13 protein-coding genes are annotated in these 14,296 nt (G+C 49.5%); 1 reads left to right on the forward strand and 12 read right to left on the reverse strand.

Features of this window, described 5'->3' with window-relative positions:
• Position 1: 1 nt before the first annotated feature.
• The 9 genes from hemC to lonB form a co-directional block, all read right to left on the reverse strand.
• Positions 2 to 958 (reverse strand): hydroxymethylbilane synthase, encoded by a 957-nt coding sequence (gene hemC / locus AK95_RS29175; RefSeq protein WP_071223425.1) that lies wholly within the window; start codon positions 956 to 958, stop codon positions 2 to 4.
• A gap of 3 nt (positions 959 to 961) precedes the next feature.
• Positions 962 to 1,621 carry a precorrin-2 dehydrogenase/sirohydrochlorin ferrochelatase family protein gene (locus AK95_RS29180; RefSeq protein WP_071223426.1) on the reverse strand — a complete coding sequence of 220 codons (660 nt, stop codon included), beginning with the start codon at positions 1,619 to 1,621 and terminating at the stop codon, positions 962 to 964.
• Positions 1,622 to 1,629: 8 nt separating this feature from the next.
• Entirely contained in the window at positions 1,630 to 2,460 is an 831-nt protein-coding gene (ccsA, locus tag AK95_RS29185) for a cytochrome c biogenesis protein CcsA (protein ID WP_071223427.1), read from the reverse strand.
• A gap of 18 nt (positions 2,461 to 2,478) precedes the next feature.
• Positions 2,479 to 3,885, reverse strand: coding sequence for a glutamyl-tRNA reductase (hemA, locus tag AK95_RS29190; protein ID WP_071223428.1), 1,407 nt, complete (start codon positions 3,883 to 3,885; stop codon positions 2,479 to 2,481).
• Between the two features lie 339 nt (positions 3,886 to 4,224).
• Entirely contained in the window at positions 4,225 to 4,623 is a 399-nt protein-coding gene (speD, locus tag AK95_RS29195) for an adenosylmethionine decarboxylase (protein ID WP_006208786.1), read from the reverse strand.
• A gap of 290 nt (positions 4,624 to 4,913) precedes the next feature.
• The gene (locus tag AK95_RS29200; protein ID WP_071223429.1) at positions 4,914 to 5,504 is read right to left on the reverse strand and encodes a non-ribosomal peptide synthetase module; all 591 of its coding nucleotides are present in this window, start codon (positions 5,502 to 5,504) and stop codon (positions 4,914 to 4,916) included.
• A gap of 214 nt (positions 5,505 to 5,718) precedes the next feature.
• Positions 5,719 to 6,357, reverse strand: coding sequence for a ribosome biogenesis GTP-binding protein YihA/YsxC (gene yihA / locus AK95_RS29205; RefSeq protein ID WP_071223430.1), 639 nt, complete (start codon positions 6,355 to 6,357; stop codon positions 5,719 to 5,721).
• Positions 6,358 to 6,374: 17 nt separating this feature from the next.
• Positions 6,375 to 8,711 (reverse strand): endopeptidase La, encoded by a 2,337-nt coding sequence (lon, locus tag AK95_RS29210; protein ID WP_071223431.1) that lies wholly within the window; start codon positions 8,709 to 8,711, stop codon positions 6,375 to 6,377.
• A gap of 84 nt (positions 8,712 to 8,795) precedes the next feature.
• Positions 8,796 to 10,505 (reverse strand): ATP-dependent protease LonB, encoded by a 1,710-nt coding sequence (lonB, locus tag AK95_RS29215; protein ID WP_475487660.1) that lies wholly within the window; start codon positions 10,503 to 10,505, stop codon positions 8,796 to 8,798.
• Positions 10,506 to 10,703: 198 nt separating this feature from the next.
• On the opposite strand from lonB, the gene AK95_RS34340 reads away from it, so the two are divergent.
• On the forward strand, positions 10,704 to 10,904 hold the full coding sequence (locus tag AK95_RS34340) for a hypothetical protein (RefSeq protein WP_162487668.1): 201 nt from the start codon (positions 10,704 to 10,706) through the stop codon (positions 10,902 to 10,904).
• Positions 10,905 to 11,179: 275 nt separating this feature from the next.
• Here AK95_RS34340 and ispG read toward each other — a convergent pair whose 3' ends face one another.
• The 3 genes from ispG to clpP form a co-directional block, all read right to left on the reverse strand.
• Positions 11,180 to 12,289 carry a flavodoxin-dependent (E)-4-hydroxy-3-methylbut-2-enyl-diphosphate synthase gene (gene ispG / locus AK95_RS29220; protein ID WP_071223433.1) on the reverse strand — a complete coding sequence of 370 codons (1,110 nt, stop codon included), beginning with the start codon at positions 12,287 to 12,289 and terminating at the stop codon, positions 11,180 to 11,182.
• 114 nt (positions 12,290 to 12,403) lie between these two features.
• Positions 12,404 to 13,669 carry an ATP-dependent protease ATP-binding subunit ClpX gene (clpX, locus tag AK95_RS29225; protein ID WP_071223434.1) on the reverse strand — a complete coding sequence of 422 codons (1,266 nt, stop codon included), beginning with the start codon at positions 13,667 to 13,669 and terminating at the stop codon, positions 12,404 to 12,406.
• Positions 13,670 to 13,683: 14 nt separating this feature from the next.
• The gene (clpP, locus tag AK95_RS29230) at positions 13,684 to 14,274 is read right to left on the reverse strand and encodes an ATP-dependent Clp endopeptidase proteolytic subunit ClpP (RefSeq protein WP_006208779.1); all 591 of its coding nucleotides are present in this window, start codon (positions 14,272 to 14,274) and stop codon (positions 13,684 to 13,686) included.
• Between the last annotated feature and the right edge of the window lie 22 nt (positions 14,275 to 14,296).

The following is a 14,296-nucleotide window of genomic DNA, read 5'->3' on the forward strand; positions in this document are numbered from 1 at the left end:
CTCAGCCCCTAACTTGTGCCAGTATCTTCTCCGCTCCTTTAACCTTCAGCTTTTCAGCCACTTCCACTCCGAGCGATTCAGGGTCGGTTCCTTCGGCGCTTTCCTTCAGTATGATTTCGCCGTCAGGAGAGCCTACCATTCCTGTTAATTGTATAACGTTTTGTTCTCCGCGGGAATCTCCGGCATCCACATTCTTCAGGACGGCGTAAGCCCCGATAGGCACCTGGCATCCTCCATTCAGCTCGCTTAGAAACTTGCGCTCCGCCGCAACGGTTCGTGCAGTAACCTCATCATTATAAAGAGAGAGCAAATGCAGCAGATCAGCATCGTTTTCGCGGCATTCAATTCCAAGTGCGCCCTGACCGACGGCTGGCAGGCTAATTTCAATCGGCAAATACGACGTGATCCGGTCCTCCCAGCCCATACGCTGAAGACCGGCGGTCGCCAGAATGATGGCCTGAAATTCACCGTCCTCCATTTTGCGAATGCGAGAATCGATATTCCCCCTAATCCATTCGATCTGCAGATCCGGCCGGTACGCCTTAAGCTGACTGGACCGGCGCAGACTGCTTGTCCCCACCTTGGCACCTGTAGGAAGGTCATCCAGCGTTGTTCCTTCTTTGGAGATCAGGCAATCACGAGGATCCTTTCTTGCCGGCACCGCGCCGGATACCAAACCTTCGGGCAGAACGGAAGGCATGTCCTTCATGCTGTGAACCGCCATATCAATCTCGCCGTCCATCATCACCTGCTCGATTTCTTTGACAAACAATCCTTTGCCGCCTACCTTGGAGAGGGTAACATCCAGTATGCGGTCGCCCTTCGTGACGATTTTTTTGACGGTAAAGTCATAGTCCAGACCGTGCTTCTTGGCTAAACGCTTTAAGTCATCAATAACCTGTCCTGTCTGTGTCAGTGCCAGAGCACTTTGTCTACTGCCAACTACGATTGTACGCATCTTTCATTCCTCCTGATTATTCGCAATCCACTGCTTGATCTTGTCCTCACTCCAGGGCACATAACCTCCGCGGCGAATCTCTCCGAGCATATCCATGCGGTATGCCTTGTGCAAAAGCCGCCTGCGTGCGTCAGCCGACTCCACCTCTTCCCTGATCATCGAACGCATCCTATATAAAAAATCCAAATAGTCCTCATACTCAGGCCCGAACTGGTCTTCGAGCTCGTCGCGTATCTCGCGTGCGGCCATCGGCCCTGCTCCTGATGTGGATACAGCCAGCGTAAGCCTTCCCCGTCGCAGCACCGTCGGGTTGATAAACGTTCCGGCCTCGCCGTTGCTGGCCACGTTAACCAATATGCCAAGACGATCGGCATCCTCCGCTATTTGCAGATTCAGCTTGCTGTCATCCGTTGCCGCATGGACCATAAACGCGCCTATCAGATCGTCTGATTGATACTTCCGCTTCGTCCATCGAAGAGTCTTCTCGCTCTCTAAACGTTGAAGTTTCTCGCTTCGTAATAAGGGACTTACAATATGTACGACTGCCCCGGCATTCAGTAGGGTGACGGCTTTACGTTCCGCCACCTTGCCGCCGCCGACAATCAAGCATAAACGTCCCCTGCAATTCAGCATAACGGGTACATAATGATCATCATAGGCCATTCTTGCCATCACACTCCTGACCAACTATGGAAAGCGGACCACGTATTTAGAAAGAAATTTAAAATAATGAACCCATACCCGATTAAAGCCCATATGGCCGCTTCCCTGCCGGACCTTCTCCACAAGCGACGTTTGATGAAATAAACCAAATACATCGCAAGAGCCGTCATGGTAGACATGACTTTGATGTCCAAAAACAGGGTCCACCGTCCAGCCATGGCCACCGACATTACGGCCAAGATGAGCGACATGACCAGAATAATCGTGCCGGCCATCAGTGCTTTATAGGAATAAACATCCAGCTTCTCCAGACTTGGCAGCCTGCGCATCGTATCATTCCATTGCTTGTGCTTCAGTTTCCGGTGCAGGAACATGTATATCGCCGCAAACACGGCCCCGACGGTCAAAGCGGCGAAGCTGATACTCGCCAGGGCAATATGAATAAGCAAGAGACGATGTTCCGTCTCCCAGCTGTGCAATGCATTGTCTCCTGCCGTGAACCATAAACGATTGACCAGCATGACGCTAAACCCGACGAGGTTCATGAGCAGGACGGCAAATTCCGACCGCTTCATATACGCCAGAGCAATCGAAGTGATCGATATGCAGAACGCCAGCAGGAACAGGAAATCAAACAGCGTAAATACCGGAAAGTGGAAATGTCCGCCTTCCATCGCTCTGATGCCGATTCCGGTAAATTGTAACAGCGCAGTAATAACAAGAAGCCCTGTGCCTATCCGCTTCGCCACCGAATTGCGTGAAACGCAATCCGAGATATAAAACAGAAGGCTCAGGGCATAGATGCAAATGCCGGTGATATAAATTAAGTTTAACAGCATGGGTTATACTCACCCTCCTCAAAGGGTGGCTGGGGCCAGAGACACCTTAAGCGGTTTCTCTTCTGCCTGCTGATCTACAGCATTCTTCGACCGTTCAGCTTTAACGGGTGCAGTTGCTTTCTTGTTGCGGCTGCGGGCTTCCTGCTCATTCTCATGGATCAAGCTTTCCAGCGCAAAGATTTGTGAAAAATAATCCAGTGCTTCGCCGCCCTGCTTGCCGCCCGTCATTTCCTTAATCCGGTTAATGGGATCATGCATCATCTGGTTAACGATGCTCTTGGTCAAACGACGGATGACTTTTCGCTGGCGTTCATCCAGTTCCGGAAGCTTGTTAAACAAGCTTTCCATCGTTTCTTCATGAATGGCATTCGACTTCTCCTGCAAGGCCCGAATCGCCGGTCTGACACCGAGCGTTTTCAGCCATGTGTGGAATGCATCCATCTCCTCTTGAATCATCACTTCAATCTTCGCTGCTTCCGCCCGGCGCATTTCCATATTGGTCTCTACAATGCCTTCCAGATCATCAATATCGTACAGGAACACGTTGGAAACTTCCCCAACCGCCGGATCAATGTCCCGTGGCACTGCAATATCAATCATGAACAACGGGCGGGACTGGCGTTTCTTCATGCTCTCTTTTACCCGCTCCGCATTCAGAACATATTCATTCGAACCCGTGGAGCTAATAATGATATCCACGTCATTCAGCAAATGCTTGGCTTCGGCAATGGTGCATGGCGTCCCTTTGAATTTGCTTGCAAGTTCCTCAGCACGGCTAAGCGTACGGTTGGCCACAATTACTTCAGCGGCACCGTTGGCATAAAGATGCTTCACGGTAAGTTCGCTCATCTTGCCTGCACCAAGTATCATCACTTTTTTATCGTTAAATGCCCCGAAAATTCGTTTACCCAGTTCCACCGCTGCATAGCTGACAGAGACGGCACTCTCTCCGATCGATGTCTCCGAATGAGCCCGCTTGCCGAGCGTAACGGCTTGCTTAAACAACATATTGAACCAAGTACCCGTGGCATTCTGCTGCTGCGACGTCAAAAAAGCATTGCGCACCTGTCCCAGGATCTGCGTCTCTCCAATGACCATGGAATCCAAACCGCAGGTAACCTTAAACAGATGGGAAATCGCTTGTTCGTCTTCATATATATAGAGGTGCTGTGTAAATTCTTCACGATTAATGCCGAACCACTGTTCCATAAAACTGCGGATAAAGTAGCCGCACATATGAAGGCGGTCTACCACAACATAAATCTCAGTTCGGTTGCAGGTAGCGACAATGACGCCCTCCAATACGCTCTTGGTCGAATTAAGCTGCTCTAACGCCTTGGGCATGTCTTCTTCCGAGAATGTAAAGCGTTCTCTGACTTCCACAGGCGCCGTGCGATAGTTCAACCCAACAACGACGATGTGCATTGCATGTTCACCTGCCTATTTCTCCGAGTAGTTTTGCCGTTCACAACGGACTTCCTTGACCTTGTTCATTATATCACAGTATGCTGAACAGCCTTGTCTATTTTATGAAATGTTTATGAAATCCCCATACTTCTTCGTTCCATTCATGAAGCTTTCTACCTGTTTGATCGCACCTTACTATTGTGGATATAGAACAGCTTAGATATACGTGTTATTTACTACGAAATCTCATTTCAGAGAACGACTCCCTGGAGTTCCGCCGATCTTCTCATGTTCTCAAAATAAATAACCATGGAAAAATCCATGGTTATCAGTATACGCATTTTTTAGAAGGCTGGATTAAACGAGTTCAGCCTGTTTCATCTCAGGCGTTTCCACGGTCATTTCGCCGAGTCCGCGCACGAGTTTCTTGGCATAGCATTTTTCAGGTTTCAAAGCGGATACCAGATAGTCAATAGCCAACTGCGGATCTACTGTCTCCCCGCAGGTATAACAGTCAATCGCAGCAAAACCTCTCTCAGGGTATGTGTGAATCGAGAGATGGCTTTCCGACAGCAACACCAGCACAGTCGCACCTTGTGGTTCAAACTGCTTGGATTGGACGGACAATACCGTTGCTCCACATGCTTCAGCGGCTTCCACCATCTGAGCTTGTAAAAATTCTGCACTGTTCAATAGTTCAAAATCGACTCCCCAAGTATCAACAGCAACGTGTCTTCCGAAAGTTGAGTATTCCATCTTCCGGGTTCCCCCTTCCTAGGAATAAAATGTTTGAAAATTTCATCCGCTAGGACCTACGTCATTCACTTCCCGAGGGAATAATCTCTCGCAACATTACATGTCCTGAGTGAATCCTGGTTCCTATATTCTTTTCAACGAGATTAAAAATAACATCTATGACGCTTAAATGCAACACCTTTTTCGAAAATAACCCATAAATATTTTACAGCTCAATATATGTGCGTCTGAACTACTTGGTGTCATGGATCCAATAATAAAAAAAGCCGCCCTGTTACAGGGCAGCCTCCTTAGGCTTCTAGCACGAATAGGCGTTGATTAAACTGTCGCAGCCGCTCATCTATCGTCTTCGTAATTAGTTTATCATTCCCTGCTGCAATCCGCTGGTCCAGAAGCACGTTAATATGATGCTGGATGGATTCGATCTCTTTCTCTGCTTCATTGCTGTTGAAGAGTCGCTGCAGCTCTCCTGCCGTATTCTTGTACTCATAAATGACAATGCTGTCGTTCCCGGCGACTTGCGTAATTCTGTGCACCGTTCCCGCATGGTAGTCGTAGCTCATCGTAAAGCCGCGATAAATCCGATTCACTTTACCTGATCCCTTGAAAGCCGCAAACAGTTTGCGTACGGCATTTGTCAGATGGGGAGTAACCAATCGGCACGACAGCTCACAGACGTACAAGCCATTCTTGCGTTCAAAGGGCAAATGAACTTCTTCCCCGCTTTCATCTTCGAGCACAAACTCCTGCTCTCCGCTATCCATGACTTTTACCCGGTTAGTAACCCGGAAAGCTTGGGTATATTGCAGAAATTGATCCATTTGAATATCCGTCATTTGCATTGTGGCATTAACATATTCTGTGGCTAACCGCTGAGCCATAAAAATCTCCCTCAATTCTTTTAACTTACTACCATTATACAGCAGATCCAAGCGGTCTTTCCTGCCGTTCGAACGAGAATATCCATCATATTTCATAAAAAAACGGAATTAGCCGGAATCAGAGCGATATTTCCCGCAAGATGCTCACTTTCCTATAAAGAATACACCGATTCCCTATATTACCCTCGAAAAAAATATCACGAAATGAACCGGATCAGGATTGCTCATTGCCTTCCGAATCCGAATATGTCTCTTCCTCATCATCCTTTGTCCCCATGTGGGACTCCATGATGGCCCATAACTCATCTTTACCCAAACCGAGCTCGGATGAAAACATGACAAAAGAGTGATAGGGTTTGAAGCCAAGCGTCTCCTTCACAATCTTAACATGCTTCTGGCGGCGTGTTTTCGGAATTTTGTCTGCCTTGGTCGCGACCACGCATACTGGCCGGTTATAATGCTGCAGCCATTCATACATGCTGATATCGTCTTTTGAGGGCGGGTGACGCATGTCCACAATCAATAATACAAGCTTCAGTTCTTCCCGGCTGAGCAAATATCTCTCAATCATTTCGCCAAATGCCGCACGCTGGGTCTTGGATACCTTCGCATAACCATAGCCGGGAAAATCGACCAGATACAGGTCGTCGTTCACCCGATAATAGTTGAGCTGCTGGGTTTTCCCCGGTGTTGCACTGGTACGGGCCAGGTTCTTACGGGATATCATACGGTTAATCAGTGATGACTTGCCCACATTGGAACGCCCTGCCAGAGCAATTTCCGGCAAGGCGTCTTCAGGATATTGAGCAGGTACGACAGCACTGATGACAAACTCGGCTTTCGTAACTTTCATAATTTAGACTTTCCTCTCTAGTGCACTCCCGCTTGTTCAACGAGCGCATGCTCCAGAACCTGATCCATATGGGATACCGGAACGAACTCAACGTCGTTCTTCACGCTGTCAGGGATATCACGCAAGTCACGTTCGTTATCCTTAGGGAGTAATATTTTTTTGTAGCCGGCACGGTGGGCTGCCAGGGATTTCTCTTTCAAGCCACCAATTGGAAGAACGCGTCCCCGAAGTGTAATTTCCCCCGTCATGGCCACATCACGGGCTACATGCCGTTTGGTTAAAGATGAGATAAGAGCCGTCGCAATCGTAATGCCGGCTGAAGGGCCATCCTTCGGAATGGCTCCCTCCGGGATATGGATATGGACATCCAGCTTCTCGTGAAAATCCGGATCAATGCCCAGTTCTACCGCTTTGGAGCGGGTAAAACTGAAAGCGGCTTGAGCCGATTCCTTCATCACGTCGCCAAGCTTACCCGTCAAGGTCAGCTTGCCGGTCCCAGGCACCACGGTTACCTCAATGGTCAGTGTCTCGCCGCCCACTTCCGTCCATGCGAGCCCTGTTACCGTGCCGACTTGATCTTCAAGCTCGGCCATGCCATAGCGAAACTTCGGAATACCGAGATATTCCTTAATATCGTCAGCCTTAATCTCAATGGATTCCGATTGATTGGTAACGATCTGTTTGGCGGCTTTGCGGCACAGCGCAGCCACTTGCTGTTCCAGATTCCGCACCCCGGATTCACGGGTATACTCCCGGATCACCTTCATGAGCGCTTCCTCGTCCAGAATCAATTGCTCCGGCGTCAGCCCATGCTCACTCTTCTGCTTGGGCAGCAAATAACGATTGGCGATCTGCAGTTTCTCCAGCTCCGTATATCCTGGAATGTACAGCACTTCCATCCTGTCCAGGAGCGGTCTTGGAATGTTGTGCAGCACGTTTGCCGTCGTGACAAACATGACGTTGGACAGATCAAAAGGAATCTCCACGAAATGATCGCTGAACGTATTATTTTGCTCAGGATCAAGTACCTCAAGCAGGGCTGAGGACGGGTCGCCCCGGAAGTCGGATGCCATCTTATCGATTTCATCCAGCAGGAATACAGGATTCATTGACCCTGCCGTTTTCATGCCTTGAATGATACGTCCCGGCATGGCCCCTACATAAGTGCGCCGGTGGCCGCGGATTTCCGCCTCGTCTCTTACCCCGCCTAACGAAATGCGAACGAACTTGCGCTCCAGAGAGCGGGCGATGGACCGGGCCAGTGATGTTTTGCCGACCCCCGGAGGGCCAACCAGACATAGAATAGGCCCTTTCATCTTCTTCACCAGCTTTTGCACCGCCAGATATTCCAGCACGCGCTCCTTCGGCTTCTCGAGTCCGTAATGGTCCTCGTCCAGCACTTGCTCCGCTTTGACGATATCCAAATCATCCTCGGTCATGTTGGTCCACGGCAACGCCAACAGCCAATCGACATAGTTCCGAATCACGCCGCCCTCGGCAGAGCTCGCCGGCATTTTCTCGAGTCGGTCGATTTCCTTCTCTACCTTCTCGTGTACGCGCTCGGGCAGTTCAAGCTCCTGAAGCTGACTTCGGAGTTCCTCTACTTCCCCGGCACGGCCTTCCTTGTCGCCAAGCTCTTTCTGAATGGCCTTCATCTGTTCGCGCAAGTAGTATTCCTTCTGGGTCTTCTCCATTTGCTTCTTGACCCGCTGGTTGATCTTGCGCTCCAGCTCCAGAACTTCGCGCTCGTTATTCAGTATATCTAGAAGTTTCTCGAGCCGTTTGCGAACATCAATTGTTTCGAGAATTTCTTGCTTATCCTTGATCTTCAGTGACAAATGACTCGTGATGACGTCTGCCAGTCGACCCGGCTCATCAATATCGGAAACGGCCGCCAGTGTCTCTGGTGTCACCTTCTTTGACAGATTGATATAATTCTCAAACTGAGACAGTACGGTTCTCATTAATGCGGAAACTTCGGGGTCATGGTTCTCTTCTTCGGGAAGTTCCCGAGCGATGACCTCATAGTATTCCTCTTGATCCGTATATTCAATAACTTCCGCCCGTTCCATACCCTCCACTAGCACACGTATGGTACCGTTGGGAAGCTTAAGCATCTGGCGTACATTCGCAACTGTGCCAATCCGAAAAATATCATCCTGCGTCGGTTCTTCAATGTTCACTTCCGATTGAGAACATAGGAGAATCAAATTGTCTTCAACCATCGCCTTTTCTAAAGCCTTTACCGACTTCTCCCGGCCTACATCCAAGTGAAGCACCATGCTTGGATAGACCAAAAGACCTCTCAAAGGCAGTAAAGGAAAACGACGACCTTTGGATCTACTGGGTCCCATCGCTTTCGCACCTCCAATGGCTCTCAATGTTGACACTATTCCTATTTTATCAAATCTGCGTATAAAAAACCAACCATACGAAGCTTAACATCCTCCGGCGTCCGTTATTTTACCGTTACGCGGAGGCGTCGCCTGCAGCAATGAAGCGGAAGAGGATGGAAACACCTCGTTTGCAGGGAGCTGAACAACCTCCGGAGCGAACGTTCCGCCAAAAATATGGCCGAACACTTCATCCACCGATTCGACCGGAATTACCCGTAAACCGCCGCTCAAATCCTGGAACAGCGTCTGCCAGTTGTCTTTAGGGATGATCACGCGGGTCGCGCCTGCTTGGAATGCCGCCTCCACTTTAGCGATGACCCCGCCTATCGGTTTTACTTTTCCATGAATGCTCATCTCGCCGGTCATGGCGACTTTATTATCGACTTCAATCCCTTTCATGGCTGATACGATCGCAGTAGCCATCGCAATACCCGCGGAAGGGCCGTCAATCGGCGTTCCTCCAGGGAAATTGATATGCAGGTCATAGTTTTTCGGCGTAAAGCCCATCGAACCCAGCACGGTTAGAACATTCTCGATTGAGCCTTTGGCCATACTCTTGCGGCGCAGCTTGCGAGCACCCCCGCCAAATTCCTCTTCATCCACAACCCCGGTGATATTGTAGGTACCCCGGCCCTTCTCGACAGGTACCGCAGATACTTCAATTTCAAGCAGTGCCCCCATATTCGGGCCATATACAGCCAATCCGTTGACTACGCCGATCTGAGGCTTCTCCGGTATTTTCCGGTCGGGCCTTGGCTGAAGCTGGCTGCTGCTGGCTACCCATTCCACATCCGCGGCCCGCAGCGAATCTCGTTTCTCGGTCAACGCAAGACCGGCAGCCAATTGAATCATATTGACCGCTTCCCGCCCGTTAGAGCAGTACTGCTTCACAACTTCAACCGCTTCCGGCGCAGCATTCAAACCAATTTTCTGAATGGCATCCTCTGCAATCCTCCCAATCTCTTCAGGCAAAAGCGGACGGAAAAAAATCTCCATGCAGCGTGAACGAAGCGCAGGAGCAATCTCTTCGGGCGAACGTGTCGTAGCACCCACCAGACGGAAGTCCGCCGGAAGGCCATTTTGAAAGATATCGTGTATATAGGCAGGTGTATTGGCATCCTCAGAATTATAATATGCACTTTCAAGCAGCACCTTGCGGTCCTCCAGCACTTTTAAAAGCTTATTCATCTGAATCGGATGCAATTCCCCAATTTCATCAATAAACAGGATCCCGCCATGGGCCTTGGTCACCGCTCCCGGCTTGGGCTGAGGAATGCCTGCAACCCCCATGGCTCCGGCACCTTGATAAATCGGATCATGAACAGACCCGATGAGCGGGTCGGCAATCCCGCGCTCATCGAAGCGAGCCGTTGTGGCATCAATCTCTGTGAATTTCGCGTCATATTTAAACGGAGATTGCGGGTTCTTCTTGGCTTCCTCCATCACCACGCGGGCGGCTGCCGTCTTCCCGACTCCCGGCGGTCCATATACAATTACATGCTGAGGATTTGCACTGCATAAGGCTGCCTTTAAGGCGCGCAAGCCGTCCTTTTGACCCACGATGTCATCCATCGTTTGCGGCCTTGTTTTCTCAGCGAGCGGTTTCGTTAGCGATATCGACCGGAGTTTGCGGAGTTTATCGAGCTCCTTGCGCGATTCCCGATCCACCGCTGTTTTGCTTGTCTTCTGCCCGCGCAATAAATTCCAAAAATAAATGCCGATGATGACCGCAAAAAACAGCTGCACCAGCATAATCACGATACTTAAATTCACAAGTCATTCCTCCTGTACTCCATTATGTCTTCATCCAAACGTTAATACATGGTAGTATTGCCGATTCCTTGGATGGTAAAACGCTGGAGGGAGAAAAGTATCAAAAAGTGGATGGAGATGCTTCAGAGAGATGCTTCAGTGAGACGCTTCAGTGAGATGCTTCAGTGAGACGCTTCAGTGAGCGCTTCAGTGAGACGCTCCTCGTACGTATCGTTCCTCCGATCGCTGTTGTTCCCGAATTTCATGAATGACTATATCAATGTGGAAATTCGGAAACAAAGGCGACCGCTTCGCTTCTCCGGAATCGATTCGTCCGCTCCGCTGCTGCGGCGCATGGCATCCTTCTTCATCGTGGGGGTGGGGAGTGGGAAGAGTTGAGCTTCATTGATCAGAAGCTCGATTAAGAGCAAGGTATAGTTACTGTTAATACATTGAAATGGACTCCTGAAACGTCTTACCATGTATCAGAAATAAACGGGTTAGGTTTGTCCGTGATTGCCAATGCTACATTTTAGACCGTTCAAAAGAAAATTTAAGGATCTCAAGGATATACCTCCCCCTCAAACCCTTCCAAAACAACAAAACGGCAGTCTCTCATCCAGAGACTGCCGTTTTATATAAGCGGAGATATTCTTACAACTTAGTTATCCAGCTTAGACCGTGGATTTGTGCTTGCGGCCCGGGATTTCGCCCGTTTCCTCGTACACCTTCACGATATGATCGATTTCTTTCTTAAGCTCTTCAACCATGGTCTCTTCCGGCACCTTACGGATCATCTCTCCGTAACGGAAGAGAAGACCTTCCCCACGTGCTCCCGCAATCCCGATGTCGGCTTCCCTAGCCTCACCGGGACCGTTTACGGCACAGCCCAGAACGGAAACCTTGATTGGCACTTTGATCTTCGAGATGTACTCCTCGACTTCATTGGCAATAGAGAACAAATCGATATCCAGCCGTCCGCAGGTTGGGCATGATACCAAGGTTGCCGCATCCGAGATCAGTCCGAAGGATTTTAACAGCTCCCTGCCCACCTTGATCTCTTCCACCGGATCCGCACTCAAGGATATACGCATCGTGCTGCCGATTCCAAGGGACAACAGTGCGCCAAGCCCGGCGGCACTCTTGACGGTACCCGAGAACAGGGTGCCTGCTTCGGTAATGCCCAGGTGAAGCGGGTATGGTATTACTTCCGCGGCCTTCGTGTAAGCTGCAATCGCCATCGGTACATCAGAAGCTTTAAGCGAAACGATAATATCATGGAAATCCAGTTCTTCGAGGATCCCGATATGATACAGGGCGCTTTCCACCATGGCTTCTGGTGTCGGATACCCGTATTTTTCAAGGAGATGATTCTCCAAGGAACCGGCGTTAACCCCGATCCGAATCGGAATTCCCTTCTCTTTGCATGCTTTCACGACAGCTTCGACCTTTTCACGCTTACCGATGTTTCCCGGATTGATCCGGACTTTATCGATACCGTTCTCGATCGCCATTAGGGCAAGCTTGTAGTTAAAATGAATATCCGCCACAAGCGGAATATGAATGCGTTTCTTGATTTCCTTAATGGCCGCAGCTGCTTCCTCATTGTTCACCGTTACCCGAACGATCTGACATCCCGCTTCTTCCAGACGGAGTATCTCGGCAACGGTCGCCTCCACATCTGCTGTTTTGGTGGTGCACATGCTTTGAATAATGACTTCGTTCTTTCCCCCAATGGTGAGATTCCCCACCTTGACGGGCCGTGTGTCTTGTCTCAAAAACATGGTACGATCTCTCCCATATAACGCCAAAGCTCCACTCCAGCAAAACCCTACTGGGTATAACTGGAAGTGGAGAATCAGCGTAGATTTATTCCACGTCTAATGCGCTAAAGCACATTAGGCGCTTTCTTCTTGTTTCTTGTCGTCATCGTTACTTTTGGCTTGCAGTTCAGGAATCACTTTATCCCGAACGACCTGCTCCGTAATGACGCAATCCTTAATGTCATCTCTGGACGGCACTTCATACATCACGTCCAGCATGATGCCTTCAATGATCGAACGCAGTCCGCGTGCACCAGTATTGCGCTTAATGGCTTCGCGGGCAATCGCTTCTAGCGCGCCTGGCTCAAATTTGAGGTTTACGTTGTCAAATTCAAGCAGCTTTTGGTACTGCTTCGTCAGCGCGTTTTTCGGCTCGGACAGAATCCGTACCAATGTTGCCTCATCCAGCGGTTCGAGTGTAGACACAACTGGCAGACGACCAACGAACTCCGGAATCAAGCCGAATTTCAGCAGATCTTCCGGCAGAACCATCGTCAGGTATTCACCTGGCTTAAGATCCTTCTGGTTTTCTCCGGATGCATTAAAGCCGATAACCTTTTTACCGATCCGGCGTTTAATGTACTGTTCCAATCCGTCAAATGCTCCGCCGCAAATGAACAGGATGTTCGTCGTATCGATCTGAATGAATTCCTGATGCGGATGCTTGCGTCCACCTTGCGGAGGCACGGAAGCAACGGTGCCCTCAAGAATTTTCAGCAGCGCCTGCTGAACCCCTTCACCGGAAACGTCACGGGTAATGGACGGGTTCTCCGATTTACGAGCCACTTTATCGATCTCATCAATATAGATAATGCCGCGTTCCGCTTTTTCCACATCATAATCCGCTGCTTGAATCAGCTTCAGCAGAATGTTCTCAACATCCTCACCCACATAACCAGCTTCGGTCAGTGAAGTTGCATCTGCAATAGCAAACGGCACGTTGAGAATTTTGGCCATGGTTTGCGCGAGCAATGTTTTACCGGAACCTGTAGGTCCGAGCAGCAAAATATTACTCTTTTGCAATTCTACGTCCTCAATCTTGCTCTGGGTGTTGATCCGTTTATAGTGGTTATAAACAGCAACGGAAAGGGATTTCTTCGCTTGATCCTGACCGATTACATATTGATCCAGAATGTCACGAATGTCGCGCGGTTTCGGAATATCCTTCAGATCCACTTCTTCCTCATGGCCGAGTTCTTCCTCAACGATCTCTGAACACAAGTCAATGCACTCGTCACATATATAAACACCGGGCCCCGCAACCAGCTTGCGGACCTGCTCCTGCGATTTACCGCAGAAGGAGCATTTCAGCTGCCCTTTGTCATCGTTAAATTTAAACATGCTATTACCACCCCTTAAGATTTGGTCGGTGAAGACAGAACATCATCAATAATACCGTACGCCTTCGCTTCCTCCGCGCTCATGAAAAAGTCGCGGTCTGTATCGCGTTCGATTTTTTCAAGGGGCTGACCCGTGCGCTCCACATAGATTTGATTCAGCTTATGTCTGGTCTTGATGATCCAATCTGCATGGATTTGGATATCGGATGCCTGACCTTGAATACCGCCGAGCGGCTGATGAATCATCACTTCACTGTTCTCGAGAGCATAGCGTTTGCCTGGCGCTCCTGCAGTAAGCAACAGTGATCCCATGCTGGCAGCCATGCCAACGCAAATCGTGGACACATCAGGCTTGATCAACTGCATCGTATCATATATACCCATCCCGGCTGTAACCGAACCGCCAGGGGAATTGATGTACAAAGAGATGTCTTTTTCCGGATCTTCCGCAGCTAGAAACAGAAGCTGGGCAATGACAAGATTGGCAACATCGTCATCGATCGCACTGCTGAGGAATATTATGCGATCCTTCAGTAATCTTGAGTAGATATCGTAAGATCTTTCGCCTCGACTGGTTTGTTCCACAACCATAGGTACAAGACTCATGCGACCAACCTCTTTTCCTTGA

Origin of the sequence: Paenibacillus sp. LC231, assembly GCF_001860525.1 — a bacterium.
Taxonomy (GTDB): domain Bacteria; phylum Bacillota; class Bacilli; order Paenibacillales; family Paenibacillaceae; genus Paenibacillus_AQ.

Bases quoted from the DNA above. Each gene is read 5' to 3' on its own strand.
- hemC (WP_071223425.1), bottom strand. From the start codon at position 958: ATGCGTACAATCGTAGTTGGCAGTAGACAAAGTGCTCTGGCACTGACA.
- AK95_RS29180 (WP_071223426.1), bottom strand. From the start codon at position 1,621: ATGGCCTATGATGATCATTATGTACCCGTTATGCTGAATTGCAGGGGA.
- ccsA (WP_071223427.1), bottom strand. From the start codon at position 2,460: ATGCTGTTAAACTTAATTTATATCACCGGCATTTGCATCTATGCCCTG.
- hemA (WP_071223428.1), bottom strand. From the start codon at position 3,885: ATGCACATCGTCGTTGTTGGGTTGAACTATCGCACGGCGCCTGTGGAA.
- speD (WP_006208786.1), bottom strand. From the start codon at position 4,623: ATGGAATACTCAACTTTCGGAAGACACGTTGCTGTTGATACTTGGGGA.
- AK95_RS29200 (WP_071223429.1), bottom strand. From the start codon at position 5,504: ATGGCTCAGCGGTTAGCCACAGAATATGTTAATGCCACAATGCAAATG.
- yihA (WP_071223430.1), bottom strand. From the start codon at position 6,357: ATGAAAGTTACGAAAGCCGAGTTTGTCATCAGTGCTGTCGTACCTGCT.
- lon (WP_071223431.1), bottom strand. From the start codon at position 8,711: ATGGGACCCAGTAGATCCAAAGGTCGTCGTTTTCCTTTACTGCCTTTG.
- lonB (WP_475487660.1), bottom strand. From the start codon at position 10,505: ATGCTGGTGCAGCTGTTTTTTGCGGTCATCATCGGCATTTATTTTTGG.
- ispG (WP_071223433.1), bottom strand. From the start codon at position 12,289: ATGTTTTTGAGACAAGACACACGGCCCGTCAAGGTGGGGAATCTCACC.
- clpX (WP_071223434.1), bottom strand. From the start codon at position 13,669: ATGTTTAAATTTAACGATGACAAAGGGCAGCTGAAATGCTCCTTCTGC.
- clpP (WP_006208779.1), bottom strand. From the start codon at position 14,274: ATGAGTCTTGTACCTATGGTTGTGGAACAAACCAGTCGAGGCGAAAGA.